This is a genomic window from Kitasatospora sp. NPDC059599, from assembly GCF_042735125.1.
In the GTDB taxonomy this organism is placed as follows: Bacteria; Actinomycetota; Actinomycetes; order Streptomycetales; family Streptomycetaceae; genus Kitasatospora.
In genome coordinates this window covers 1-21838 of the sequence record NZ_JBHWCL010000067.1, presented here as the reverse complement: position 1 = coordinate 21838, position 21838 = coordinate 1, and the positions used below count along the sequence as shown (strand labels likewise).

Below are 21838 nucleotides of genomic sequence, written 5' to 3'. Positions count from 1 at the left end.
CGCACGGCCCCCACGGCCTCCGCAACCTCTACGGCCCCCGCGGCCCGGCCCACCGAGCGACCCGCACACCGCCCCACACACCACCCGCAGAACGACCCGTAGCACGACCCACCGAGCGCCCCGCAACGAAAGGCACGAGTCTGATGCAGAACCCCTTCGACAACCCGGACGGCACGTTCCTGGTGCTGCGCAACGATGAAGGGCAGCACTCCCTCTGGCCGTCGTTCGCCGAGGTCCCGGCGGGCTGGACGGTGGCCCACGAGAAGGCCGGCCGCCAGGAGTCGCTGGACTACATCGAGCACAACTGGACCGACATCCGGCCGCTGAGCCTGGTCGCCGCCATGGAGTCCGAGTCGGCATGACGGACGACCGCAGCGGTGACACCGTCGTGGTGACCGGCCTCGGCGCGGTCACCCCCCTCGGAGCGACGGCCAAGGACACCTGGTCGGCGCTGCTCGCCGGGCGCGGAGCCGTTGCGGCCCTGGACGAACCCTGGGCGGCCGAGCTCCCGGTCCGGATCGCGGCACGGGCCGCGGCCGAGCCCGGCGAGCTGCTGGACCGGGTGCTCGCCCGCCGGGTGGACCGGGTCGGTGCCTTCGGCCTGGCCGCCGTCCGCGAGGCCTGGGCGGACGCGGGCCACACCGGGCCGGCCGGCACCCCCGGCGCCCCGGACCCGGAGCGGGTCGCGGTGGTGCTCGGCACCGGCATCGGCGGCGTGCACACCGTCGTGCACAACCACGAGGAACTGCGCACCCGCGGGGCCCGCCGGGTCTCGCCGCACGCCGTGGCGATGCTGATGGGCAATCACACCGCCGCGCTGGCCGCCCTGGAGGTCAACGCCCGGGCGCAGGCGTCGGCCCCGGCCACCGCCTGCGCGGCCGGCGCGGACGCCATCGCCACCGCGCTGGACCTGATCCGGCTCGGCCGCGCCGACGTCGTGGTGGCGGGCGGCGCGGACTCGGGCGTCCACCCGCTGGTCGCCGCCGCGTTCGCCTCCATGCGCGCCCTCTCCGGCCGCCACGACGAGCCGCACCGCGCCTCCCGGCCGTTCGACCGGGACCGCGACGGCTTCGTCCTCGGCGAGGGCGCCGGGGTGCTGGTGCTGGAGAGCGAGCGTCACGCCCGGGCCCGCGGGGCGCACCCGTACGCCGTCCTCGCGGGCGCCGGACTGGCCTCCGAGGCCCACCACCCGACCGGCCCGCGACCGGACGGCGGCGGCCCGGTCGCCGCACTGCGCCGGGCACTGGCCGACGCCCGGCTCGACCCGGCCGCGGTCCGGCACGTCCAGGCGCACGCCACCTCCACCCCGGCCGGCGACGCGGCCGAGGCCGCGGCGCTGCGCACGGTCTTCGGACCGGACGCCGTCCCGGTCTCGGCGATCAAGTCGATGACCGGCCACCTGCTGGGCGCCGCCGGCGGGCTCGCGGCGGTCGCGGCCGTCCTGTCCCTGTCCGACGGCGTCGTCCCGCCGACCCTCAACCTGGAGCACCCGGAGGAGGGCCTCGGGCTGGACGTGGTCCGGGACACCCCGCGCGAACTGCCGGCCGGCCCCGCCGCCGTCCTCTGCAACGCCTCGGGCTTCGGCGGGCACAACGTCTCGCTCGCCTTCACCCGCCTCACCCACCTCACCCGCCTCACCCGCTGAACCGACCCGTACCGCCGCACCGCCCGTACTGCCGAACCGCCCGCACCTCCGCACTTCCGTACGTCCGTACTGCCCTGTCGAAATCCACACCTGTGAGGTTGAGAACGTGCGACGCACCATGCTGAAGTCGAAGATCCACCGCGCCACCGTCACCCAGGCCGAGCTGCACTACGTCGGCTCGCTGACCCTGGACCCGGTGCTGATGGAGAACGCCGACCTGCTGCCCGGCGAGCTCGTCCACGTCGTCGACGTCGACAACGGCGCCCGCCTGGAGACCTACGTCATCGAGGGCGAGCGCGGCTCGGGCGTGGTCTGCATCAACGGCGCCGCGGCCCGTCTGGTCCACCCGGGCGACACCGTGATCATCATCGCCTACGCCTCGGTCGAGAACGACGAGGCCGCGGACCTGAAGCCGGCCGTCGTCTTCGTCGACAAGGCCAACGCGGTCGTGAAGGTCGGCGTCGACCCGGCGTCCTGACCGTCGCCCCCGGGTGCCCGCCAGCCCGTACCGGCGGGCACCTGCCGTCCTCCCCCGGTCCACCTCCCGCGGCCCTCCGCCGCCCTCCACGGCCCACCGCGCCCCTCCGCGACCCTCCAGGCCCGTAACCTGTTCACCCGGTCACACCTATCCCGGCCGGATGACCGACGGACACGACCGGAGCGCCACCCCGCCCGGGCTGGTCCTCACCACCCGCGCGGGCACCGGCTTCCACTTCGACCCCGGCGCCCTCTGCCTCGAACTGCTCACCACCGGCGGCCCCGGCGAGTACGCCCGCTTCGAGGTGCTGCACCGGCCCGACGACCTCACCGCCTGGCTCCCGCGGTCCCGCCTGCGGCTGCCCCCGACGCCGTCCGGGTCACCGTCCCCGAGCTCGCCGCCGCCCGCGCCCCGCGCGACGCGCTCCGGCGCCTCGCCGCCACCCGCGCCCACGGCGCCCCGGGCACCGCCGAGGACCACGCCACCCTCGACCGCGCCGCCGAGCACCCCCGCTGGTCCCCCGGATCGCCCCCGACGGCACCGCCGCCGCCCCCCTGCCCGCCGACGGCTCCCAGCCGGCCTCCACCTTCGCCCGGGAGGCCATCGCCCTGCTCACCGGCCCGCACGCGGACCGGGTCCGCGAGTGCGGCGCCCACGACTGCCGGCTGATCTTCGTCGACACCTCCCGGCCCGGCCGCCGCCGCCGGTGCTCGATGGAACGCTGCGGCAACCTCCACGAGGTCCGTGCCCTGCGCGCCCGCCGCGACTCCGCGGGAACGCCCCCGCCGGCCCCCACCCCCGCCGGCACCGGCCCCGCCACCGCCGACCCCTCCGGACGTCCCCCGGCTGATCCACCGTCTGAGAGCATGGGCTGATGCGACCGCTGTACTCCGTTCCCCTCGGCATCGCCGCCGCCGGCGCCGCCTGCCTCGCCTACTCCGCCGGGTACGAGGTCCGGGCCTTCCGCCTCCGCCGGGTCGAGGTCCCCGTCCTCCCCCGCGGCGCCCGGCCCCTCCGGATCCTGCAGGTGTCCGACATCCACATGGTGAGCGGCCAGGGCAAGAAGCAGCGCTGGCTGAAGAGCCTGGCCGGCCTGCGCCCCGACCTCGTGGTCAACACCGGCGACAACCTCTCCGACCCGCTCGGCGTCCCCGCCACCCTCGACGCCCTCGGCCCCCTCATGGACTTCCCCGGCGTCTACGTCTTCGGCTCCAACGACTACTACGGCCCGGCCCGCAAGAACCCGGCGCGCTACCTCCAGGCCATGCGCAGCGGCGTCCACGGCATGAACAACCCCGACGGCACCGCCGGCCGCGGCATCTCCGGCGCCGTCCACAACCCGTGGGAGAAGCTCCGCGACGGCTTCGACGCCGCCGGCTGGCTCGACCTCACCAACACCCGCGGCCGCCTCACCGTCAACGGCCTCGACCTCGAATTCACCGGCCTCGACGACCCGCACATCCGCCGCGACCGCTACAGCGCCGTGTCCGGCGGCCCCTCCCCCGACGCCGACCTCTCCCTCGCCGTCGTCCACGCGCCCTACCTGCGCGTCCTCGACGCCTTCACCGCCGACCGCTACCCGCTGATCCTGGCCGGCCACACCCACGGCGGCCAGCTCTGCATCCCCTTCTACGGCGCCCTCGTCACCAACTGCGACATCGACACCCGCCGCGTGAAGGGCCTCTCCACCCACACCGCCGGCGGCCACCGCTCCCACCTCCACGTCTCCGCGGGCTGCGGCACCAACCGCTACACCCCCGTCCGCTTCGCCTGCCCCCCGGAAGCCACCCTCCTCACCCTCACCCCGGCCCCCCGCTGACCCCCACCGGACGCCCGCCCGAAACCGGATTTCGTGTCTCGGCGAGCGTCCGGTAGAGTTCTACTCGTCGCGAAGGAGACAGAGCGACAAACCGCAAGACCGGGGTGTGGCGCAGCTTGGTAGCGCGCTTCGTTCGGGACGAAGAGGCCGTGGGTTCAAATCCCGCCACCCCGACCCAGGTCAGAGGCCCTATCGGAGAGATCCGGTAGGGCCTCTGACGTATGTGCCCGCACGGAAGTACAGCAACCGCCCTGACCTTGACCGACCGCCAGCAACACTTGCTGAGGAAGCGTCGGCAATCCGGACCTCCCGCCGACGTGCGGATGTGACCTGGGACATAAGCAGCCGCACGGGTACCTCAAACCCAGCACCAGGCAACCGAGCTCCTCAGCGGACGCTAGCCATAACCTGCGGCGTACGGCGGAGGCCAGCCTCCACGCACACCGGATAGCCCGTCGCCAGCGTCCGAGGCATGCGGGCGCGACCGGGTGCGGCCCCTGGTGGCGTGAGGTGGCGAGGCGTGCGCCGGAGCAGTCGGGCCGGGTCGCGGCAGTCGTTACGCGCCGGGCTCAAAGGCACGTTCAATGTCGCTGAATGTTCAACACCTCCGGCTCGGAATCGACCTGTTGTACGAGCCTGGCCCTGTGATTGCCTACTGGGAAGTCGCATAGCTGAAGGTTGGGGTGAGATGCGTGCCGGCCAGCTCTCTGGGCATCGCGTCACCTGCCGCCGCGGCACCGTGCTGCGCACGTCACGAAACAGTCCATCCGGGCGCTGCCTGCGGCGGCCGCCTTGCCCGTCCCCAAGGGACCACCTCTCCCGTCGTCCCGTGCATGAACCCCTAGGGAGGTGCCGTGCCGCAGGACACTGAGTTCGACCTCCCCTTCCCGCTGCGCGTCAGCACGAGCCTGGACGCCTCCCGCAGCCGCAACCTGGAATGGGTGCAGCAACACGGCCTGGCAGTGCGCCAGGAATCCGTGGACTGGTACGTGTCATGGGACATTCCGCGGCTCGCCGCCTACGGGTTCCCCTACGCCGAGGGGCCGGAGCTGGACCTGTGCGCCGATGCCATGGCGTTCTTCTTCATCTTCGACGACCAGTTCGACGGCCCGCTGGGGCAGGCCCCCGACCGCGTCGCTGCTGTATGCCAGGGCTTCATCGACATCGTGCACGGCGCCAGGCCGTACAGCGGCCACAGTCCGTGTTCGGCCGCCTTCGCCGACCTCTGGCAGCGCAGCACGCACCGAGCGCCGCCCTCCTGGCTGGCCCGAGCCGCCCACGAGTGGGAGTACTACTTCGCCACCCACGCGCACGAGGCCATCAACCGATGCCGCGGGGTTCCCACCGATATGGAGCAGTACCTGCAGGTCCGCCGGGGAATCGCCGCTACCGGGCTGCCGCTCTCCCTGGGCGAGCGGGCGGCCGGAATCTCCGTCCCCCCGGCAGCCTTCCACAGCCCGCAGCTCAGGATCATGCGCGAGATCGCTGTGGACATCACGCTGATGTGCAACGACGTGTACTCGCTGGAGAAGGAGGAAGCCCGCGGGGACATGGACAATCTCGTCCTCGTCATCGAGCACGAACGACGCTGCTCCCGCGCGGAATCCGTAGCGGCCGCCCGCAAAGAGGTCAGCCGGCGCTGTAGGCGCTTCCAGCACCTGGCCCGCGAAGTGCCTGCCATGTACGCGCAGCTGGGCCTCACACCGCGTCAACGGGCTGTGGTGGACGCCTACATCGAGGTGATGACCGCATGGGTGAGCGGCTACCACGCGTGGGAAACCGAAACACTGCGCTACCTAAGCACGGAGTCACTCCCCAGTTCCGGCCCCGGCTACTTCGAAGAAGTCCTCTACCCGTGACCCGCACACCACCCGCCCTACCGAGGAGATCGCGCATGCGGACATCACCTGAGCCCCTGGCCGCCGCGCTGGTCACCGGTGCTGCGAGCGGCGTCGGCCGGTACGCCGCGGCGGAGCTCGCGGCACGAGGCACACGTGTGGCCGCGATCGACATCGACGAGGACGGACTGCGCGCGCTGGCCGCATCGTCGCCCCTGGTCACCCCGTTCGTCTGCGATGTGGGCGACCAGGCGGCGACCCGCGAGGCAGTGCAGGACGCTCACACCACCGTCGGTTCCTTCGGCCAGGTGGTCCACTGCGCGGGCATCGCTGCGCTGGGCCGGGTCCTGGAACAGTCCGCCGCAGACTTCGAACGGGCCATGCGCGTGAACTACCTCGGTACGGTCCACGTGGCCAGGGCCGCCGTCCCCTTCCTGACGGATCGGGGCGGCGGATCCTTTATCGCCATCGCCTCCATCGCCGGGTGGATTCCTCTGACCGATATCGGTGCCTACAGTGCCTCGAAAGCCGCCGTCATCGCTTTCTGCGAAGTCCTCGCGGCGGAATGCCGCCGCGCGGGGATCCAGGTCGTCTGCGTGTGCCCGGCGGCAGTGGAGACGCCCATGTTGCAGGGCCTGCGCCGCGATCATCCCGATGTGATCAACGACAGGCCCGGCCTGCCGCCCGCCGCGATCTACCAAGCAGCCCAGCTTGCCTTGCGACGAGGGCAGCTGTTCAGCTTCCCGGGCCGGGGCACCAAGACACTGTGGCGCGCGCGCCGGACCGCACCCGTCACGCTGACCCGGTTGCTCGACACGGCAATCAAACGCCAGCGCGCCAGCAGTGGCGGTCCCGCGAGCCGGGAACAGCCGGCCCCCGGCAAGAACTCCGCACCCCACCGCACGTGACACCCCGCAGATGACGGAACACCAGTGCTGAGCAAGGGAGGCGCCATGCCCATCGACCACACCCCCCACGCGCCGGCCTCGATCGGGTCCGCGCCCGGAAAACTCCCCCTGATCGGCCACGCCTGGTGGCTGTACTTCCGGCCGCTGGAATTCCTCACCACCCAGCGCCCCCTCGGCGACCTCGTCGCCTTCCGCCCCGGCCCGAAGCAGGCCTACGTGGTCAACGACCCGGAACTGGTCCATCAGATGCTGACCACCCGCCGCGGCGACTTCATCCGCGGCGGCCCCGCATTCGAGGCCGTGCGGATCCTGGAGGGCGACAGCATCGCCACCACCCACGGGGACGTGCACCGTCGCAACCGCCGGTTCGTACAGCCGGCATTCCACTCGGCCCGCCTGCCGGACTACAGCCCCGTGATGGAAGAAGTGGCCGCCGCGACGACCGGATCCTGGCAGGACGGCCAAGCCGTCGCCGTCAACCACGAGATGTACCGGCTGTCGACCACCATCGTGGCCAAGTGCCTGTACTCAGGCCCGCTGGCAGCAGAAGCAGTCGATGAGATCGTCCGCTCGCTGCCCATCGCCTTCAAAGGAGTCGGCCAACGCGCAGCCCTGCCCGTCCCCTGGCTGCACGATCTCCCCACTCCGGGCCACCAGCGGTTCCGGCAGGCCGTCAGCCGGCTCAAGGCCCTGACCGCCCGGCTCATCGCCGACCGCCGAGCCGGTGAAGCCGAACACGACGACGCACTGTCCGCACTCATGGCGGCCCGCGACGAAGAGACCGGCGCCCCCATGTCCGACCAGCAGATCCACGACGAATTCATCACCCTGCTCGTCGCGGCCAGCGAGACGACCGCCCAGGCACTGTCCTGGGCGCTGCACCTGCTCGGTAAATGGCCCGAAGTCGAAGCCAGACTCCACGCCGAAGTCGACGAAGTCATCGCAGGCCGACCAGTGACGCACGACGACCTGCCCAAACTCACCTACGTGCGAGCAACCGTGAACGAAACTCTGCGCATGTACCCCCCAGCCTGGCTGATGCCCCGCCTCGCCGTCACCGACACCCACCTCGGTGGCCACCCCATCAGCTCCGGCACCTACGTTTACTACAGCCCCTACGCCAACCACCACGACCCCGCCCTGTTCCCCGACCCCGCTGTCTTCGACCCCGGCCGCTGGCTCCCCGGCCAAGCCAAACCCGCCCGCTGCGCACACATCCCCTTCGCCGCGGGAGCCCACAAATGCATCGGCGACACCTTCGCCCTCAACGAAGCCACCATCGTGCTCGCCACGATCGCCCGCCAATGGCGGCTGCGCCCCCGCTCCGACCGCCCCATCCGCCCACGCGGCTACGCCATCTTGAGTACCGGCCCCCTCACGATGACCGCCGAGCGACGACCGGATACCCCACCTATCTCCCAACCTCCCACGCTCCTCTGAACGTCCAAAGGACTCCGCCACCCCGGTCCCCTCAATGGTTTTGGTCCTACCCCGCCGAGCCATGATGCCTCTACCAAGTAGGGCCGCTGCCCTGCTGGTTCGCCGAATTCGGCACCCTCGTGTCTCGCCACTGGCCCAGTCCGCCACACAACCTGTGCCAGATACCCGTTCAACCTGCCGAAGCAGGGAACCCGAGCACGCTGGGTCAGGCCGGCGTCACGGCGTGAAGGCACGAGTGGCGACCCGGCCCCGGATCGACGCTGGACTCGAAGGCTTCCCAGTCTCCGCCCTGGTTCGACGAGCGGATGCGGGCCCCGGCCGGGCCCGCACCGCCTGCCGCGATGCGGAGGGGTGCGGACCCGAGCACACAGGGCTACCGGTCAGGGCTGCGCCACTTCGATGGCACGCAGGTTGCGCAGCGTGCCGTCTCCGGCATCGTGCTGGGAGGGGTAGAGCAGTTGGATGTCCACGTCGAGAGGCTCGTCGGGAGCGATGGTGTGGGAGGAGTCCGGGGAGCCGATGACCACAGTCCCGTCAAGGCCGTCCTTGATTACCTCATACCACTGGGTCTGCTGCGGGTTGACGCGTGTGCGCGGCGGTACGTCGAAGGAGATCTCCCACATCACCACTCGCTCCTGGTTGGCGGCCAGGGTGAGGGTGTAGCTGATGACGTACCCCTTCTCGTCTTCGGGCCAGCTCTGCTCCCAGGCTCCGATCTGCCTCTGGCCGACGCTGATCAGGGGAAGTTCGACCTCGGTCCTGACCGAACCGGACTGCTGCGCTGCCGTGTTCGCGCGGGTCGGCGACTTGACGAGGCTCGTACAGGTGAGAGCGCCTTCGTAGCGCGGGTCGATGGTGCCGCTCACCGTGATGACCGCCTTGCTGGCCCGGGGCAGGTCCACCGGCTGGCGCAGACCGTCGGCGACCGAGCCGGCGCCGAAGCTGGCCCCGTTCTCCCCACGGCAGCTCACCTCCACCTCGCTCAGCTGCTCGGGGATGGCGCCCTCCACCACCGCGTCGGGAGCGTCGTTCGGGCCCAGGTTCTGCAGGCCGATGGTGTAGGAGATCCGCTCACCGGCCTTGGACGTCTGCGGACCGCTCATCTCCAGCGGCATGTTGACGGGCAGCGCCACCGTGAGGTTCCGGATCCGGTGGGCCGCTGTGGCGCCGCCGGTCCCCGCCGAGAACCCGAGCTTGAGCGTCGCGGGCATCGCGACCTGCCCGGGCTGGCCCGCGAGGTCGAAGTCGGCGATCAGCAGCGAGCCGTTCGGATCGGCCTTGCTGGAACGGCGGACAGTCAGACGCCCGTCGATGACGGACACCTGGATGTGCGCGCCCTCCTCCCACGTGGCGCGGAACCCGCCGGGCACCTCGACGCCCGTGAGCCAGGCAAACCCGGTCATCAGGTTGCCGGAGCCGCGTACAGCCAGCGTGTTCTGACGCCTGCCCGGCCCGCCGGGACCGGTGGACGGGGAGGAGAAGTTCCCGTAGTTGTCGAATCCGACACCGACGTAGCCCGCCGTGACACCCGGGATGCTCGCTCCCTGGCTGATGAACGAGTAGCCGAGGGCGCCACCCCGGGCGCCGGGCTCGGTCGTCTCCGCACCGTCGATCAGGTAGACGGAGAATCCGTCGCCGAACCCCGCGCCGCCACCACCCTCACAGGAGTAGTCGAAATCGATCGTCACCCCCAGCGTGGAGGAGAACGGCTGGTCGAGGAAGGCCGTACCCGCCTGGGACGTCTGATTAGGGGTGAGTTCCAGGCCCCCGTTGAGCCGCGCACTGCCCAGCAGCCGCCAGTGCGGGTTGGCAGGGGCGGACTGGGTGAACGACTCGGTGATCGGGAACTGCGCCGGCTGCGTGGCGGCAGTCGTCTGAGCGGTCATGAAGGCTCCTCCTCGATTGGCCTTGCACCACATGCTCCGGTCCACTGAATGCGCGAACCGCAGAGACCGTGACGGCCCCGGGAACGCCCCTCCCCCAATGCGAAGGTCCACACACCCGAACAGCTACGAAAAGTGAACTACATGTCACACAGGGCAACTTGACTCGTGAGCACTGGGACTCCGATGCCTTCCAGTCAGTCGGCCAGATGCTGTAGTTGTATGATCACGCTGAGCCATGACAGGCTCTGGTCAGGCAGGCATGGGGCCTGCCAGCAAGGGAGACGACGTGTCCGAAACCACGCCCAACTCGAAGGGCCCCGTCCAGATTCAGGTGCGCCCGGAAATGACGGCGAACCCTGATCTGACTCCCGGCACCGGGGCAGCGGCACCAGATCCGCAAGCCGCCGCGGCGCTCGAAGCCGAGGTCCGCGACAAGCTGCTGGCGGCCATTGGCGCCGAAGCTGCGCGTGTCGCGCAGAAGCCCGCAGGGGAAGCGGCAGCGGCACTTGCGGGACTTGCCCGCGCCTACGCCCGCGTTGTCGGCGGACGCAGGGCGGTCGTCACCACGGAGACCGACGGGGAAGTGAAGCAGGACTCTACGGTGGTCACGGTGGAGCTGCCCCCTGCGGCCGCCCAGGCCCGTATGGAGCTGGTAACAGCCATCGAAGGGGAGCGCGAGGGGTGGTCGCGCAGGGAGCAGGAGCCTGGCGGGGAGTCGTTGGAGTTCTTGCTGGACCTCGCCGATGCCTACGGCACGGTAACCCGCCCCCCTCTCGACGACGACGTGCGCGACACCGGCGGAGTCTATTTGCGACTGAGTGACGCCAGCGGGAAGTTCATGTAGCTAGTGCTGTGACCACATAGGTTCGCCGGGTTGCTTGGTCACGCGGCGAGAGCGGGCCTGTCGCCTTTATCGACGCCCCGAGACCCACTCTTCCGTGTGAATTCCCTGGCCCCCCCGGAACCGTTCGCTGAAGTCCGTTTCCCGGACGGCGAGGATGGCCGATGGATCGAAGTCCGGCCACGCCGAACGCTGAGGGGTACGCCCATGTGGAAGTCACTGCTGCTGCACCAATCGCTGCGACGCACGGCGGTCGCCGCGGCCGGCTGTCTCGCCCTGCTGGCGGGTGCCGCCCCGGCGTCGACGGCCCAGGGCACCGCGAACCGCGCCGCCGGTCACCGGTTCCCCGCGAGCTTCGCCCACCCCGCGCCCTCGAAGCGGGAGACCGTCTTCGACCCCGTCTACCTCGTCCAGGCCAACTCGGGCCGCGGGGCGACGTTCGAGGTGTACGCGGGCTGGGACTACGCGCTCCTGACGAACCAGCCGGGCAACGGCACCGCCCTGGTCTTCACCCTGCACGCCGACGACCTCACCTACAGCATCGAGTCGACGTCCGCCAACTGGGGCGAGTACCGCACCTGGTGCCTCTACGGAGCCGACATCAGGCTGGAGAAGAGCAGTTGTGGCACCCGCTGGCAGATCGAGGACCTGGGCGGCGACGAGTTCTACCTCAAGGTGGCGGGGACGAAGAAGAGGATCAAGACCAGCAAGCTGCAGGACCGCAAGCGGTGGCTGGCCGCCGAGGAGGAGATCTTCATCGTCAACGAGGAGTTCGTCAGGTTCAAGCTCGTCCACCCCTGACCCCTGGCCCCTGGACCCGGATGGCGTCGGAGCCGATCGACAGCACCTCCGCCATCCGGTCGCCTCACTGCCGGGTCATTGGCAGGTGACGTTGAAGGTGGTCTCGTGCGTAGCGGCGACGTTGCTGCCCCAGTTGCCGAGGACATCCTTTGTCGAACACCCACCCCAATCGTCCAGACGGCCAGCACCCGACCCACCAAGCTCGGCCAGCCCTTCACCCGCTGGTCGATACGCAAGCTCCTCGCCTACCTGCGCCGCGTCCACGGCCGGGTGATCCGCATCGACCGCGAGGCCCTGCGCTGTCTCCTCGCCCGACGCGGCGTCACCTTCCAGCGGACCAAGACGTGGAAGGAATCCACCGACCCCGACTACGATGCCAAGCTCGACCGGATCGAGCATGTCCTGGAGCATTTCCCCGACCGAACATTCGCGTCCGACGATGCGCTTCGCCAAGGCCGTCCGCGCCCAGGCCGTCGCCAACCTCGCCGGCCACCGGCGCGTGGTCACCCTCGCCTTCGCGGCCGCGATGCCAGAAGGTCGTCGCCGACGAAGCGATCGAGGTGTTCGACCTGGCGATGGGCGACCTTATCCGCTCCTCCGGCGAGCGTGGAACCGACGCCTTGGAGGGCCGACCAGCCACTCTCATCGAATTTCATGGACGCGGCGCCGGACGACTGCCGTTGCCTCGGGTCATCGCGTCCGCCGCCGCTGTACCTCCAGATGATGCAGATCTAGCCAGTCCTGCAGTACTTGCCGGTGAACGGGTGAAGTGTGTGCCGTTTCCGATACGGACGGGCCCAGCCGCTCGCACCTGGCTGGGCCCGTCGGCAGAGCGCCTCGTCTATGAGTCGGAGTTCGTGCTGGTCCCTTCCTCCGGTTCCTCGTCCTCCCTGTCCCCCGGCTCCCCAGTCCGGGAGGCGTCGAGGGTCGCGCCGAGCTTCCGGAGCGCCTTGCGCGTCTCCTCCGAGGGGACCTGGGTGTAGATCTCCATGGTCACCGCGAACTGGCTGTGCCTGAGGATCTGCATCGCCACACGGGGGTGGACGTCCAGGGCCGCCAGCAGTGTGCCGCAGGTCTTGCGGGTGTCGTGGACGCGGATCAGCCGGACGCCCGCCTCATTGCAGCGGAACTCGAAGCGGCGGTTGAAGTTGCGCGGCTCGATCGGCGTCCCGTACCGCGTGGTGAAGACGAGGTCGGAGTCGGTCCACAGCTCCCCGGCGGCCAGCTTGTCGGCCTCGCGCCGCTTCTGACGCAGCAGCAGCGCGGCACGGCAGATCTCGGGCAGCGGGAGCATCGACTCCGAGGCGTCGGTCTTGACCTCGGACTGCAGCAGCCGGCGGCGCACCCGCTGGAGCTGCTGCAGGATCAGGATCTCGCCCCGGTCGAGCATCACGTCCGACCAACGCAGGCCGAGCACCTCGCCCTTGCGCAGACCCAGGACCAGGATCATCACGTAGGCGCCGTACAGCGGGTCGCGCGCGGTGCGGGCGGACTCCAGGAAGCGGCTGGCCTCCTCGACCGACCATGGGACGACCTTGCGGCTTCGCGGCTTGGCCATCTTGACGAGCTGGGCGACGTTGCGCGAGATCATCTCCTCGCTGATCGCGTAGGTGAGCGCGCTGCGGAGCACGGTCCGGGCGTCGCCGACGGAGCGCTTGGCCAGGACCTGCTCGCAGCACTTGCCGATCGCGCAGCACTTGCGCCGATCCTTGGGGCGGCGCTCGTCCTTGCCCTGGGCACAGCACTGGCAGGTCGTGCCGAGCTTGTTGAGCCACTCGCGCACGTCGCGGACGCTGAGCTTGTCGACCCGCTTGGAGCCGAGGAACGGGACGATGTACAAGCGTACGGCCGTCTCGTAGGTCGCCGCGGTGAGCGGCTTGAGGTTGACCTCGACCTCCTCCTTCAGCCAGAAGGCGAGGTACTGCTCCATCGTGGGCGTGCTGGTGGCCACGGGGCCGGCCTTGGCCGCGGTGTGGAGCTTGAGCCACTTGTCGTGGACCTCGGTGCGGGTCTTGCCGTAGACGTACTTGCGGTCGCGCTTGCCGGTGGGCGTGGTGACCCAGGCATAGGCCGCGAAGCCGTTGCGGTAGGGGTAGATGGACCCCTCGCCGTTACCGCGCTTGCCACTCATGCGGCCATCTCCTCGGCGGTGGCGACGACGCGAGCGACGTACTCGTCGACCCACAGGGGCAGGATGCGGCGATTGCGGCCGATGGCGACGGAGCGGATCTGGCCGGAGAGAACCAGCATCTTCGTCTTGGAGAGGCCGAAGCCGAGCATCTCGGCGACCTCGGCGGTGGTGTGCCACTTCCGCTCGATGACGGTCGTGGTGGCAGCGATGGGCACGGAAACTCCTCCCAGCGGCGCGGGGCTACGCGCCGCCGTGGCGACTGTTGGGATGGGCGGTGGTGTGATGGGGCCGCGGGGTGGCCCTCGGCGTTCGTAGCGCCGGGGGATCGGGCGACAGAGGATCGGATGAGGACAGGCAGGGCAGGCTACGAGGGACCGGGCTCGCAGCCAATAACGATCTTGGGCGGCGAGGACGCGGCCGTCCGTTTTAGGTCCCGAGCCCTTCTCCGGGGACGATGACCTGCGTGGGTGTCGGCCGCCGCGAACGCGACCGGCAGGGTCACCGGTCGGCGGACGGGTCCTTGCGCAGGGGGTCGAACGGCGAGTTGGGCGCTGGGTACCAGGCGGGCGCGGCGTCGTCGGGGCCGACGTCGATGCCTTGGGCGGCAAGGCGTTCGGCGATCTCGCTGTACTCGCGCTCGGCTTCCTCCAGCCGGGCCTTGGCCGCCTGCTCCAGGTCGTGGGCGGTTCTCCACTCCTGCTCGGCCTTCTGGACCCGGTAGCCGGCCTCCTGCAGTTCGTAGTCCGGTTCGTCGGGGCCGGCCACGGCTTCGGTCATGAAGTTGGCCGCCGGGACGCTGAGCGCCTTGGCCAGGCCGATCACCTCGTCGAAGCGGACCGGGCGGGTGCCGTTCTCGATCTTGGCGACCTGCGTCTGGTGGAACTTGAAGCCGAGACGGGTCATCCGCTCGGCCACGTCCTCCTGGGAGAGGCGGGCAGCCTTGCGGAGGACCTTCAGGTTGTGGGCCACCAGGGCCTCGCCCTCCAGGGCGATAAAGCGATGCACCATGGGGTTGACCATATCAACCTCCCTTCGCTTGCGGTCGGAGTGCGGGACGATGATCAGACTGTAACAGCATGGATATGCCAACCCGCAAGCGATTTAGCGAACGCACGCCAAACCTTCACACTCTCGCCCTGCCAGCACATATGCCAGAAAAGGTTGACAGAAAAATGCCGAGATAGCTTGACCTGGGCCCAGGGGGCGTGCTTACACTGTCGCTATCAGCATGAAGATCCCAACCGAGAGGAGATTGACTAGGGCCGGGAGGCGGCCCGAGTGTCCCCAAAAGAAAACGCGAAACCCCCGGCGCTACGAACGCCGGGGGCTGATCGAAAACCTCGCCACCGCCCATCCCAGGACAGTCGACCTACGGCGGACCGGGTAGCCCCCCGGAGCCGCCGAGTGAGGATCTCCATGACTGAGGGTACTTCCTCCCGCCCCGCCGCCACAGTCCCTGCCACCGGCTGGCCGCCGGTCGCCAGGCCGGGCGAGCCCGGCGCCTACGCGCCCGGCCCGCAGACCGTCGTCCCGTCCATAGGCTGTGGACAGGACGGCGGGGAGGCGGCGCCTGCCCTGCCCGCCCCGGACGGTATCGACCTGATGCCGGACGCCGAGGCGACCGACGGCGCCGAGGCGCTCGCGGAGCTGAGGGCCCTGATCGCCCGGTTCGTGATCCTGCCCTCCGAGGAGGCCCTGGTCGCCGCCACGCTGTGGGTGGCGGCGACCCACCTGCAGGGCTCGTGGCAGCACGCCCCGCGCCTGGCGGTGGTCGGCCCGGCGAAGCGCTGCGGCAAGTCCCGGCTGCTCGACGTGCTCACCGAGACCGTGCACCAGCCGGTCCTGACGGTGAACTCCACCCCGGCCGCTGTCTTCCGCTCGATCACCGAGGAGCCACCGACCCTGCTCGTCGACGAGGCCGACACGATCTTCGGCAGCCCGAAGATGGCGGAGAAGAACGAGGAGATGCGCGGCCTGCTGAACGCCGGGCACCAGCGCGACCGCTACGTCCTGCGGGTCGTCGGCAACGACCACACCCCGCGCAAGTTCCACACCTTCGCCATGGCGGCCATCGCCGGCATCGGCGACCTCCCCGACACGATCATGGACCGCTCCATCGTGATCCGCATGCGCCGCCGGGCCGAGGGCGAGAGCGTCTCCCCCTACCGCACCAAGCGCGACAGCCCCGCGCTGCACACCGTCCGGGACAAGGTCGCCCGCTGGACCGCCCCGCTCGCCGACCGGGCCCTCCACCTGGAACCGAGCATGCCGGTGGAGGACCGCGCCGCCGACACCTGGGAGCCCCTGGTGATCATCGCCGACCTCGCCGGAGGCCCCTGGCCCCGCCTGGCCCGCCAGGCGTGCAGGCGGATGGTCGCCGCCGAGGTGCAGACCGAGGAGGACAACCCCGGCGGAGCCCGGCTCCTCGCCGACATCCGCCGGATCTTCCACAGCGTCGGCGAACCGGACAGCATCGCCACCGACCAGCTGCTGTTCACCCTCAACGGCGACCCCGAGGCCCCCTGGGCCGAGGCCGGGCGCGGCGGGCTGACCCCGCGCGGCCTCGGCGCGATGCTCCGCGAGTTCGGAATCTCCTCCGGCAACGTCCGCATGCCCGACGGAACCCAGCGCAAGGGCTACCTGCGCCACAAGTTCCTCGACGCCTGGCGCCGCTACTGCCCCGCCGTCCACCCCGTCACCGCCGCCACCGGTGCGGCCACGGGCTCGCCGGGCAGAGGCTGACCGCCGTCCCGGAAATGCCGTCCCTGCCGTCCCAGCCGTAACACCGCAGGTCACAGCACCTGCCGCCAAGACGGAACGCCGCCGCAAGACGGAAGAGCGTCCGTACCAAGACGGCAGCGGGACGGCAACGGGCGCCCCGCCCACCGGCCCGCCGCCGCTCCGGCCACGAGGCGAGCGGCGGGCCCACGGCGGGACGGGAAACACATCCGTCTTGTGCCGTCCCAGCCGTCCCTGCCGTAAAGCCGCAGGTCACAGCACCTGCCGCCGAGACGGTTGGCCGCCCCAAGACGGATGGGCGCAGTGTCCCGAAACTGAACGCCGCCCGCCGCCAGGTCCGCCCCTGAGCGCCGGCGCGGGCCTGCGGCCCCCGCCAAGACGGCAAGACGGCAAAGACGGCAGATCCGCACCAGCCCCTCCACCCCGAAGGACCCGCACCCCTCCATGCCCGCTGCCCAGCCGACCCGCTACGGCGCCTTCGCCCGCGCCATGATCACTCTCGTCATGGCGGTCATCGCCGCCCTCGCCTTCACCTTCTCCTTCGGCAACGTCTGGGCCCTCGCCCTACGCCTCGGCGTCCCCCATCCCGTCGCCCCGCTGATCGCCCCCATGGTCGACCTGTCCGTCGTCGGCCTCCTGGTCGCCCTCCACCACCTCACCACCACCGGCACCAACCCCGACCAGCTCCGCCCCGCCACCCGCCTGATGCACCTGTGCGGCCTGCTCACCCTCGCCCTCAACACCGCCGAACCCATCCTCGCCGGGCACTACGGACGCGCCGTCCTCGACACCGTCGCACCCGCACTCCTCCTCGGCTGGGGAGCCGTCGGCCCCGACCTCCTCCACCTCCTCCACGCCCCACCCGGCATCACCGCCGCCCCGCAACGGGCCGATCCACAGCCCCTCGCCGGCGAACCGTTCCCCGCCCCCACGGTGCCGAGTGCCGCCTCGCAGCCCCCGGCAGCACCGGCCCACGAACCCGAACCGGCAGAGGCCATCGCCGTCGAGCCCGACGACCACCCCGCCAAGGAGCCAACCACCGGCCCTGCCAGCGAGGACCCGCACGGCGAGCGGGAGCCGGTCGTGGGCGGCAGGCGGACCGGCCGCAAGCCCGCCGCGAGCCTGGACGAGCTGGCAGCCACCGCCCGCCCGGCGGTCGAGCAACACGGCCCGACCCACACCGTGATCAGGACCGCCCTGCGCGAGGCCGGCCTGCCGGCCTCGAACGAACGCATCAGCGTGCTGGTCCAGCGCTTCAAGAACGAGCAGCCCGACGCTCCGGAAGCCTCGGCCGAAGAAGCCGACGTCCAGGAAGCCGAGTTGTCGGCAGCCTGACCCGCCCTCGCGAGCACGGCTCGCCCGATCCGGTCACACCCTGCCGGAATCGGGCGAGCCGCCCTCCTTCGGCATCCGCCACTCGTTCCGGAACACCCGGACCCGGCCACCGGAACACCGGAGCGGCGGACCGGTCCTGCCCCTACCCCGCATGTCCGGCACCGCCAAACCGGCTTCCGTCCGGAGCATCGCCCCCGTCCCCCTCCCGCACCCGGCCGGCCCGCCCCGCCTGTTCCGAAAGTAAATCCGAGGCCCCAGTGACCGACACCCAGCACCGCACAACCCCCGACACCACGCCTGCCCCGAAGCACACGACGGTGCCGGCGACTGACGGCGACGGGCCCCGCCGTGGAGGTTTCTTCGCCCGCGCCACACGAGCGCTGAGCCGTGCCACCCCGGGCTCCCACAACGACGGAGCAAGCTGGGGCAAAGTCCACATCGCCGTTGGCGACGCGGACTTTGCGCTTGACCCCGCCCCAGGGGTGGCGGGGCGGGACCGGCGCGAGGGCGCGCCGGACCAGGAAGTCGTGACCGAGGGCGGCCACGACCAGGACCAGAATCCCGCGACCGACGCCGAGCCGCTCCCCAGCGACGATGCCGAACGCGTCGATGCCGCCGTCCGCAGCGAGCGTGAAGCGCCGACCGTGACCAGCGCCGAGTTCCTCCGCCTCGGCGTTCCGGAACTCGACCGGCCTCCGCTTCCGGAGGACGAGCGCATCGCCGGCATCGCCGCCCGGATGTACCGGCCGCGTTCCGGAACCGTCCGCACAAAGCAGCTGACCTGCTCCGTGGAACCGGCCGAGAGGGACGTCATCGACCTCGCCGCCGCCAGGCTCGAGCGCTCGCGCTCCGCGTTCCTTGCGGACTCCGGCATGAGCGTCGCCCTGGAGGTGGTGAGGACCGGCCACCCCGACGGCTTCGTCCCGCTGCCCGACCGGGAAGCGGTCACCCGCCTGACGGCGGTGCTCGGCACGCACCAGCGGGAGATCGGCCGGGTGGGCGGCAACCTCAACCAGATCACCCGGCAGGGCTACAGCACCCCCGTCACCGACCGGGTGCTGGAGGTCCTGGACGAGCTCCACGCCCTCGCGGCGGCCTCCCGCCTGGCCGTCGAGCGTGTGCTGCCGGGAGGCCGCCGTGGTGCCTGACGTCTCCACCGGCTCGCGCACCCGCGGCCTGCTCTCCTACCTCTTCGGCCCCGGCCAGCGCGACGAGCACACCGACCCGCACATCGTCGCCGCGTTCGCCATGCCCGGACTTCCCGACCCCGGACGGGCCCCCCTCGACCAGCACCACCAGCTCCTCGACGAGCTCGCCGACTACCTCGACCAGCCCGTGCGCGCCCGCGAGACGCGCACGGGCAAGAGCGTGCCGCAGCACGTGTGGCACTGCCCCGTCCGCACCGCCCCCGGCGACCGGTACCTCACCGACGCGGAGTGGGCCGAGGTCGCCCGCCGGATCGTCCACGCCACCGGCATCGCCCCCGACGGCGACGACAACGGCTGCCGGTGGATCGCCGTACGGCACGCCGACGACCACATCCACATCATGGCCACCAGCGTCCGCGAGGACGGCCGCCGCCCGCGCAACAAGGGCGACGGCCGACGCGCCCAGGCCGAGTGCCGCGAGATCGAGAAGCACCTCGGCCTTCGCCGGCTCAACCCGGGCGACGGCACCGCCTCGGCGATGCCCACCAGCGCCGAGCAGGCCAAGGCCCAGCGCGCCGGACACCCGCTCACCGCGAAGGAGTGGCTGCACGAGCAGGCCCAGGCCGTCGCCGCGGCGGTGCGCGACGAACAGGAGTACTTCTCCACCCTCACCGCGGTCGGCATCCAAGTCCGCTACCGCATCGGCCCCGAGAGCGGTGACGTCCTCGGCTACAGCCTCGCCCGCCCCGGCGACACCAACGCGAACGGCGAGCCGGTGTACTTCGGCGGCTCGAAGCTCGCCCCCGACCTGTCGATCAACCGCCTGCGAGAACGTTTCGCCCACCAGCAGCCCACCGCTCCCGGGCGGGCCGCAGTCGAGCCCGACCGGTGGCGGCAGGCCGACACCGTCCTGCGAGAGACCGTCCGCTTCGCCTTCCCCGACCGGCACCGCGCCGACGAGGACGACGACGGTGAGCCGGAGGCGCTCGTGTCGGAGGGCGCGGTGCAGGCCCAGGCCGCCGCGTTCGGTGAACTCGTCCGCACCGCGTCGCTCACCGCACCCGCCCACGCCCGTGCCGAGCTGCGAGCCGCCGCGACCGCGTTCAACCGCGCCACCCGCTCCAGGATCCGCGCCGAACACCAGCAGGCCGCAGCCCTGCGCTCGGCGGCGAAGGAACTTTTGTACACCGCCGGCTCGGGGAAGGACGGCGAGGCAGCCGCCGCCCTGCTGTCCACCGCCGTGTTCGTCCTGATCGCCATCGCCCACTGGCACCAGGGCCGAGGCCACCAGCAGCAGGCCGCCGCCGCACAGCAGGCCCTCGTCCACCTGCGGACCGCCTACCGGCAGACCGCCGACCCCGTCCTCGCCGACCTCACCCGCCGCACCCCCACCCCCGCCACCACCGACCGCCTGGCCGCCCACGTCCACGCCGCCGTCCCCGGCCACGCCGAACGCATCCTCGCCGACCCCGCCTGGCCCGCCCTCGCCACCGCCCTCGCGCAGGCCGAGACCTCCGGCCAGCCGCCCCACCACGCCCTTACCGAAGCAACCGGGCAGCGGGAACTGACCACCGCAGACCGCCCCGCCGAAGTCCTCCTGTGGCGCCTGCGCAACACCACCGCCAACCGCCTCGACCAGCGCGCCCGCGTCGCACGCACCCGCACCGCAGGCCTTCCCGCCACCACACCCCCGCCCACGGCGCCCGCCGTTCCGGCCGGCACCAGGGCCGCCACCGACCCCACTCACCGCCGCTGACCCCAGCGCCAGCACCCGCCGGGGCACCGACCCGGTGCCCCGGCCCCCTCGACCACGGAGACCCCTCTGAAGATCCACCCGTACGCCGCCACCTTCCCGATGCTCCCCGAGCACGAGATGCACGACCTCGCCGAGTCCATCAAGGAGTCCGGCCTGGGCATGCCGATCACGCTCGACCCCGACGGCGTCCTCCTCGACGGCCGCAACCGCCTCGCCGCCTGCGAGATCGCCGGCGTCGAACCGACCTTCACCACCTACGCCGGCACCGACCAGATGGCGTTCATCACGGCGTGCCACCTCCACCGCCGCAACCTCACCGAGGGCCAGCGCGCCATCATCCACGCCATGGTGCTTTCAGCTTCGGGACACTCCCTGCGCACCCACGCCAAGCTCCACAGCTTCAGCCGCACCCGCCTCTCCCTCGCCAACACCGTCCTCAAGCACGCCCCCGACCTCGCCGAACGCGTCCGCACCGGCGGTCTCCGGCTCGACACCGCCCACGACGAGATGCGCCGGCGCCAGACGGAGGCCGCAGCCCGGCAGGCCAAGCACGACCGCCTCCTCCGGCACGCCCCCGACCTCGCCGTCCAGGTCACCGAAGGCCACCTCACCCTCGACGAAGCCACCACCGCCCTCGACCAGCGAGAGGAGGAACAGCGCCTGCGCGCCACCGTCCGCGAGGTCGACGCGCTCCGCGCCGCCGACCACGACCCCGGCGAATCCCTCACCGCCCTCGCCGACCGCGCAGAGATCACCTGGCACCAGGCCCACCAGCGCGCCGAGCACTACCTCACCCAGCGCCAGGCCGCCATCGCCCGCGACCAGCAGCGCCTGACCACCATCGCCGACGCCTGGGCCACCCCTCTCAACCTCGCCCGCCACCCCGACAGCCCGTACACCGCCGAGGTCCTCGCCGGCCTCACCCCCGAGGCACAGTCCCTCGTCACCCGCCTCATCGCAGCCGAGACCGCGACCACCACCCCCGCCACCGCCACCGGCTGACCGACTCCGCCAGGAAGCCACCCTTCCAGCTCCCAGAGACCCGAAGTGCCGCGTGGTGGCCGGGACGCTCC

General features: G+C 71.3%; 18 protein-coding genes, 1 tRNA gene and 2 pseudogenes. 17 read left to right on the top strand and 4 right to left on the bottom strand.

Annotated features, from left to right (window positions below):
- Positions 1 to 143 precede the first annotated feature (143 nt).
- From ACFV04_RS23200 to ACFV04_RS23160, 9 genes and pseudogenes are all read left to right on the top strand, one after another.
- Positions 144 to 362: an MbtH family protein gene (locus tag ACFV04_RS23200; RefSeq protein WP_380531747.1), complete on the top strand. Its 219-nt coding sequence runs from the start codon at positions 144 to 146 to the stop codon at positions 360 to 362.
- On the top strand, positions 359 to 1645 hold the full coding sequence (locus tag ACFV04_RS23195; protein ID WP_380531744.1) for a beta-ketoacyl-[acyl-carrier-protein] synthase family protein: 1287 nt from the start codon (positions 359 to 361) through the stop codon (positions 1643 to 1645). The genes ACFV04_RS23200 and ACFV04_RS23195 overlap by 4 nt, the downstream gene beginning before the upstream one ends.
- Positions 1646 to 1751: 106 nt before the next feature.
- Entirely contained in the window at positions 1752 to 2123 is a 372-nt protein-coding gene (gene panD, locus ACFV04_RS23190) for an aspartate 1-decarboxylase (RefSeq protein ID WP_189913070.1), read from the top strand.
- A 160-nt stretch (positions 2124 to 2283) separates the two neighbouring features.
- Positions 2284 to 2998: pseudogene (locus ACFV04_RS23185) on the top strand (CGNR zinc finger domain-containing protein).
- A complete protein-coding gene (locus ACFV04_RS23180; protein WP_360253655.1) occupies positions 2998 to 3942 on the top strand; it encodes a metallophosphoesterase in 945 nt (314 codons plus the stop codon). The pseudogene ACFV04_RS23185 and the gene ACFV04_RS23180 overlap by 1 nt, the downstream one beginning before the upstream one ends.
- Positions 3943 to 4042: 100 nt before the next feature.
- Positions 4043 to 4116, top strand: a tRNA-Pro gene (locus ACFV04_RS23175).
- Positions 4117 to 4796: 680 nt separating this feature from the next.
- Positions 4797 to 5801 (top strand): terpene cyclase, encoded by a 1005-nt coding sequence (locus ACFV04_RS23170; protein WP_380531740.1) that lies wholly within the window; start codon positions 4797 to 4799, stop codon positions 5799 to 5801.
- A 35-nt stretch (positions 5802 to 5836) separates the two neighbouring features.
- Positions 5837 to 6688, top strand: a complete 852-nt coding sequence (locus ACFV04_RS23165) for an SDR family NAD(P)-dependent oxidoreductase (RefSeq protein WP_380531737.1) — start codon at positions 5837 to 5839, stop codon at positions 6686 to 6688.
- Between the two features lie 45 nt (positions 6689 to 6733).
- The gene (locus ACFV04_RS23160) at positions 6734 to 8128 is read left to right on the top strand and encodes a cytochrome P450 (RefSeq protein ID WP_380531734.1); all 1395 of its coding nucleotides are present in this window, start codon (positions 6734 to 6736) and stop codon (positions 8126 to 8128) included.
- A gap of 380 nt (positions 8129 to 8508) precedes the next feature.
- Here ACFV04_RS23160 and ACFV04_RS23155 read toward each other — a convergent pair whose 3' ends face one another.
- Positions 8509 to 10014, bottom strand: coding sequence for a hypothetical protein (locus ACFV04_RS23155; protein WP_380531731.1), 1506 nt, complete (start codon positions 10012 to 10014; stop codon positions 8509 to 8511).
- Between the two features lie 286 nt (positions 10015 to 10300).
- Here ACFV04_RS23155 and ACFV04_RS23150 point away from each other — a divergent pair, with 286 nt between their 5' ends.
- From ACFV04_RS23150 to ACFV04_RS23140, 3 genes and pseudogenes are all read left to right on the top strand, one after another.
- Positions 10301 to 10858, top strand: coding sequence for a hypothetical protein (locus tag ACFV04_RS23150; protein ID WP_380531729.1), 558 nt, complete (start codon positions 10301 to 10303; stop codon positions 10856 to 10858).
- A gap of 204 nt (positions 10859 to 11062) precedes the next feature.
- Positions 11063 to 11656 carry a hypothetical protein gene (locus tag ACFV04_RS23145; protein WP_380531727.1) on the top strand — a complete coding sequence of 198 codons (594 nt, stop codon included), beginning with the start codon at positions 11063 to 11065 and terminating at the stop codon, positions 11654 to 11656.
- A gap of 168 nt (positions 11657 to 11824) precedes the next feature.
- Positions 11825 to 12163 (top strand): annotated as a pseudogene (locus ACFV04_RS23140) (IS630 family transposase); the annotation flags it as partial.
- A gap of 334 nt (positions 12164 to 12497) precedes the next feature.
- Here ACFV04_RS23140 and xerC read toward each other — a convergent pair.
- From xerC to ACFV04_RS23125, 3 genes are all read right to left on the bottom strand, one after another.
- Positions 12498 to 13787, bottom strand: coding sequence for a tyrosine recombinase XerC (xerC, locus tag ACFV04_RS23135; protein ID WP_380531724.1), 1290 nt, complete (start codon positions 13785 to 13787; stop codon positions 12498 to 12500).
- A complete protein-coding gene (locus ACFV04_RS23130) occupies positions 13784 to 13996 on the bottom strand; it encodes an excisionase family DNA-binding protein (protein ID WP_380531767.1) in 213 nt (70 codons plus the stop codon). The genes xerC and ACFV04_RS23130 overlap by 4 nt, the downstream gene beginning before the upstream one ends.
- 289 nt (positions 13997 to 14285) lie before the next feature.
- Positions 14286 to 14795 (bottom strand): helix-turn-helix domain-containing protein, encoded by a 510-nt coding sequence (locus ACFV04_RS23125; protein ID WP_380531721.1) that lies wholly within the window; start codon positions 14793 to 14795, stop codon positions 14286 to 14288.
- 408 nt (positions 14796 to 15203) lie between these two features.
- On the opposite strand from ACFV04_RS23125, the gene ACFV04_RS23120 reads away from it, so the two are divergent.
- The 5 genes from ACFV04_RS23120 to ACFV04_RS23100 all read left to right on the top strand — a co-directional run bounded on the left by ACFV04_RS23120 (position 15204) and on the right by ACFV04_RS23100 (position 21767).
- Positions 15204 to 16529: a DUF3631 domain-containing protein gene (locus tag ACFV04_RS23120; RefSeq protein ID WP_380531718.1), complete on the top strand. Its 1326-nt coding sequence runs from the start codon at positions 15204 to 15206 to the stop codon at positions 16527 to 16529.
- A 441-nt stretch (positions 16530 to 16970) separates the two neighbouring features.
- Positions 16971 to 17861, top strand: coding sequence for a DUF2637 domain-containing protein (locus tag ACFV04_RS23115; protein ID WP_380531715.1), 891 nt, complete (start codon positions 16971 to 16973; stop codon positions 17859 to 17861).
- A 527-nt stretch (positions 17862 to 18388) separates the two neighbouring features.
- Positions 18389 to 19009, top strand: a complete 621-nt coding sequence (locus tag ACFV04_RS23110) for a hypothetical protein (protein ID WP_380531712.1) — start codon at positions 18389 to 18391, stop codon at positions 19007 to 19009.
- Positions 18999 to 20765, top strand: coding sequence for a relaxase/mobilization nuclease domain-containing protein (locus tag ACFV04_RS23105; RefSeq protein WP_380531709.1), 1767 nt, complete (start codon positions 18999 to 19001; stop codon positions 20763 to 20765). Before ACFV04_RS23110 ends, ACFV04_RS23105 begins: the two co-directional genes overlap by 11 nt.
- Positions 20766 to 20864: 99 nt before the next feature.
- Positions 20865 to 21767 (top strand): hypothetical protein, encoded by a 903-nt coding sequence (locus ACFV04_RS23100; protein ID WP_380531706.1) that lies wholly within the window; start codon positions 20865 to 20867, stop codon positions 21765 to 21767.
- Positions 21768 to 21838: the final 71 nt, after the last annotated feature.

Bases quoted from the DNA above. Each gene is read 5' to 3' on its own strand.
- ACFV04_RS23200 (WP_380531747.1), top strand. From the start codon at position 144: ATGCAGAACCCCTTCGACAACCCGGACGGCACGTTCCTGGTGCTGCGC.
- ACFV04_RS23195 (WP_380531744.1), top strand. From the start codon at position 359: ATGACGGACGACCGCAGCGGTGACACCGTCGTGGTGACCGGCCTCGGC.
- ACFV04_RS23180 (WP_360253655.1), top strand. From the start codon at position 2,998: ATGCGACCGCTGTACTCCGTTCCCCTCGGCATCGCCGCCGCCGGCGCC.
- ACFV04_RS23165 (WP_380531737.1), top strand. From the start codon at position 5,837: ATGCGGACATCACCTGAGCCCCTGGCCGCCGCGCTGGTCACCGGTGCT.
- ACFV04_RS23160 (WP_380531734.1), top strand. From the start codon at position 6,734: ATGCCCATCGACCACACCCCCCACGCGCCGGCCTCGATCGGGTCCGCG.
- ACFV04_RS23155 (WP_380531731.1), bottom strand. From the start codon at position 10,014: ATGACCGCTCAGACGACTGCCGCCACGCAGCCGGCGCAGTTCCCGATC.
- ACFV04_RS23145 (WP_380531727.1), top strand. From the start codon at position 11,063: ATGTGGAAGTCACTGCTGCTGCACCAATCGCTGCGACGCACGGCGGTC.
- xerC (WP_380531724.1), bottom strand. From the start codon at position 13,787: ATGAGTGGCAAGCGCGGTAACGGCGAGGGGTCCATCTACCCCTACCGC.
- ACFV04_RS23125 (WP_380531721.1), bottom strand. From the start codon at position 14,795: ATGGTGCATCGCTTTATCGCCCTGGAGGGCGAGGCCCTGGTGGCCCAC.
- ACFV04_RS23120 (WP_380531718.1), top strand. From the start codon at position 15,204: ATGACTGAGGGTACTTCCTCCCGCCCCGCCGCCACAGTCCCTGCCACC.
- ACFV04_RS23115 (WP_380531715.1), top strand. From the start codon at position 16,971: ATGCCCGCTGCCCAGCCGACCCGCTACGGCGCCTTCGCCCGCGCCATG.
- ACFV04_RS23100 (WP_380531706.1), top strand. From the start codon at position 20,865: ATGCTCCCCGAGCACGAGATGCACGACCTCGCCGAGTCCATCAAGGAG.